Annotated in this window: 3 protein-coding genes; all 3 read left to right on the top strand. The window is 45.3% G+C overall.

Translation table 11 applies throughout. The annotated features are described in order from the left end of the window. On the top strand, positions 1-1,344 hold a 1,344-nt coding region (locus tag VIP81_RS20510; RefSeq protein WP_331965527.1), incomplete at its 5' end, for a DEAD/DEAH box helicase. An 800-nt stretch (positions 1,345-2,144) separates the two neighbouring features. Then, complete coding sequence (locus VIP81_RS33795) at positions 2,145-2,384, top strand: HNH endonuclease (protein ID WP_414649356.1); 240 nt, start codon at positions 2,145-2,147, stop codon at positions 2,382-2,384. A gap of 26 nt (positions 2,385-2,410) precedes the next feature. Further along, positions 2,411-2,653: a GntR family transcriptional regulator gene (locus VIP81_RS33790; protein WP_414649355.1), complete on the top strand. Its 243-nt coding sequence runs from the start codon at positions 2,411-2,413 to the stop codon at positions 2,651-2,653. The last annotated feature ends 1,303 nt before the right edge of the window (positions 2,654-3,956 follow it).

The raw sequence follows: 3,956 nt of genomic DNA, 5'->3' as shown, positions 1-3,956 counted from the left end.
TGGCGTAAGGATTATACTCTCATCGAATACATTAAGCAGCTTAAGCCTGACACCGTTATTATCGATGAGGCGCACAACATTAAGGAAAAGCGGACTACCGCCTATCAGGGTATCCGTGACATTGTTTATGCAGAGAACGCCTGCCCCGATTGCAATGGTAATCCCGAGATTTATACCGACCCTATTCGGGCAGCTAAGTATCTGCGTTGTTCTGTGTGTCTTCGTGAGCCTGAGCAGTTTGGAGATTTTTGCAGCGTAAAGAACATTCTGCCTATGACCGGTACGGCTATTCTTAATAAGCCGCAGGATCTGTGGACATTGCTTAATCTTGTCGACCGTGAACTCTTCCCGAATGAGCGGGCATTTCTTCAGGATTACTGCACCACTGATTTTTACACCGGACGTTGGAAGTTTAAGGCTGGTGGCGAAGAAGCTCTTATTAGTCGTCTCGGTCCTAGATTTATTCGTAGGACTAAGGAGACGGCTGGAGTAGAATTTAAGGAACAGATTATCGTTCCTCACGAGATCGAGTTCGACAAGGGTCTTTATCCTGACCAGTGGCGCGTTATGCAGCAGATTGCAGAATTTGGCGCCATTAAGATGGATGAGGACGTTAAGCTCGACGTTATCGGTATCCTTCCCGAACTTACCCGACGTCGTCAGGCTATTACCTGGCCACAGGGTATTAAGATTTACGAGAAGGACGAAGAAGGTAAGAGCACCGGTCGAGTTCTTTATGAGGCTCCCGCTACCGAATCCATTAAGTTGGACAAGGCTATGGAGATCGCTAAGGAAATCGTCTTTGAAGACGAGGACCGACTTATTGGGTTTAGCCAGTTTAAGGAAGCTCTTAAGGAATGGGAGCGTAGATTCCAGGAACTGGGAGTTTCCGTTGTTCGATATGACGGAGATATTAGTGATGCAAAGGCTAACGAAGCACAGCTTGATTTCGACGGTAAGACAGCTCCTAATCACCCCAAGGGTTCGGATTGTAATGACAGGTGTGTCAATTGGGGTAATTACTGCCGGGGTTATCAGTTCCAGGTAATTCTCTGCCATTACAAGAAGGGTGGCGTGGGTCTTAACCTTAACGCTGCTCGGCAGATGATTATTCTTGATAGGGAATGGAACCCTGGCAAGGAAGATCAGGCATTCGGACGAGTTGACCGTATGGATAACACGATGGACTCTATTGTCCACACTATTCACGTCAATGGTACTATCGATAACTTTATGGACGGTCTTCTGGAAGAGAAGGCAAGTATGATTGCCGGATTCGATGCGAATGCCGACTCTATGCTTGACCGTCTTAAGGATGCTCTTAGGAACGAGGATCTGCTGTGATTAAGAGTAATCGGTATTAGTAGTTGACTAGAAATAATGGAAAGTCGGGCAATTATAGCGATGGAGACCCTCTTTAATGCGCCATATTGACACAATTACAGGAACCCCATGTCCTATGTGTGATGAACCAATTGGTTCTGGGTTTGCTGTTTTTGAAGATGCAGAAAACGACGATTACTTTGTAATCTGTGACGGTTGTGATTTGAAGCGGGGAGTAGTTAACTGCGATTAATTATCCCTGATGATCACTCCGTGCCACTCCCCCACTACTCCTGTCACTAGTGTTACAACTGTCACTCCTGGGAGTGTAAACAGAATCGGACATTCCGGGTCGGACGGTTTACTAGGTGAACGGGAGAGGGTACACTAAGGGGTAACAGAACGGCGAGGGTCCAAATCCCCCGCGTGTTCGCCCCTAATCCGCTAATTGGGTTAGTACAAACACTAACCAAATTAGTTATAGAGGTCTGGAAGGGATAACTTGTGCGGCAAAGTTAATAAGCTGAGGCGCCACAGTTATTAACCTACTTCGCTAAGAGGCCGTGTAACCTCTTAGATAAGATAACCGATTACCGTTATCCCTTCCAGCCAAGCCTAATCCCCGGTTCGCCTCAAACCGGGGATTTTTATTTGGGATTATATACTTATGACTTACTGGATTGACTTTCGTATTGAACCTGTAAATGAGTCACTTCACGAAGTAATTCGAGAAGGCACTCAGGTCGAATGTAACTATATTTACTGCAACTATAGCGAGAGGTTCGATAACGTGGAAGACGCCGAGACAGCAATGGAGATCCATGAGAAATCGAAGGAACATTAAGCGGTACAGATACTCTAATAAGGGCAAGATACCGCTTCGCGAACTCCACATAAGAGATAATGGAGTTTGCGCAAAATGTGGCGACTTTGTACACTTGGACGTAGCCACAAGAGACCACCGCGTGCCTACATCACGCGGTGGTTCCAATAAGAACAAAAACCTACAACTCATGTGCTTTATCTGTAATCAGCTTAAGGCAAACAAGCTTGTGGCTTAACTTATCGACCTAGCCTAGGATTTATAGTGAGCCGAACCCGCTATATTGAAATCGCAGATGACCTTGTTAAGCGTATTGAAAATGGGGAATTCCCTACAGGGAAGGTGCCAGCAATGGCGTCCCTTATTCCTTATTACGGTACTTCTTGGCGAACTCTGTCTAGGACATGGGAACGTCTAGTTAGCCAGCGCGTTATTAGGGTAGTCCCCGGGGTGGGTACTTTTCTGGTTAGCGCGAGTTACATTCCTAAGCAGAGGAAGCATAGATGAGTAAAGATAAACCTTCCTTCGAAACTTATCCCACCTGTCAGTTTCTTGTTAGTTCTTTTGTAGACAATTGCAGTCCTACAGGAAAGCATTTTGTTGTTTCCTGTGCAACGCATGACGAGTTTATCGATAGCGATTGTTTCTTCCCTAAGCTGGAGGAAACAATGAATGAACACCTCATCCACTTCGAAGACGATAATAAGAAGAGGTCAAAATCAATTGCGTAGCATGTAGGCTTGGACGGGCATGGGAGTGCCAACATCATGGGGATTGTGGTTCTGTATCTATTCTTACTAGTCCAGCTTATTCGGATGTTCTTGATTTGGAAGAGAACGAAGAAGGACCAGTCCGAGAAATAAACACTTATAAGTCTGATGCTTCACTCCGCGATCAGCAATCAACGGGGCGTAAAAGGGCAGCAGTTATGTACCCGTTGGACGCCGACGCTGATTGCGAATGGCAACTTCAGACTAATTGTGGCGGTGGCTCTAAGCCTATTGTCGGCTGCTTGGATGGAAAACAACAGGCTAGGCATCACGGCCCCGATAAGAACACGCTTAATAACGATTCTGGTAATGTTCACAGAATTTGTCACAGATGTCATAATAGATGGCATGCAAGAAATGATGATGGCTATGTGTGGGGGTCAGTGTATCCCGACCACTCCCCCACTGTAGCTAATCCAGAAATCATCATGTTGGATGAAATTAATTGGATCGGGAAAGAACTCAAGAATGTGACGGATTAATGGAAGACGAAGAATACCATACCTGTCATTTCTGCGGTACTGAAGTGAAGGATGGTAGGGAATATAATGGAACTAGGCATTATCTTAGCGATTGTCGTCCTGATCTAGTAGAACATGAGATCGGCGATAAGTGTACTTGGAGTTACCAAAGGGATCCTGAATTTAAGGACGAATTTAAAGAGCAAGAAACCTGCTACGCTTATCAGGACCCAGAGTCAGGGCAGTTTACTACTGAACACAAGTATTTTCACAAAGACGGGCCTATGTAATGGAAGACATCACTAACCACATTCGTAATGTCTCTCGCACGTTAGAACGTCGAGAGTACGACATTAGGTTTACTCGTTCTGATATTCGAATGCTTTATAACGCACTAGGTAATCTTAAAACCCATCCTTCTTACCCTACAGATAATCCTGTAGTGAAGCAGTTCCTAGAAACGGCTGAAGAAGTTCTTCGAAAGCTGGGGAGTAAGTAATGTCTGATCCTTTTCTTGGGTATGGCCTTACGAATGCCAAGTCTAAGTATAAGTAAACATCATTGACGCGATAGGAGGTC

It is taken from the genome of Chitinophaga sp. (assembly GCF_036566945.1).
GTDB lineage: Bacteria > Bacteroidota > Bacteroidia > Chitinophagales > Chitinophagaceae > Chitinophaga.
The sequence above is the reverse complement of the archived record's forward strand: the minus strand, read 5'-3'. Positions and strand labels throughout refer to the sequence as shown.

Excerpts from the sequence above, each read along its gene's own strand:
- VIP81_RS33795 (WP_414649356.1), top strand. The coding sequence starts at position 2,145 with ATGAGAAATCGAAGGAACATTAAGCGGTACAGATACTCTAATAAGGGC.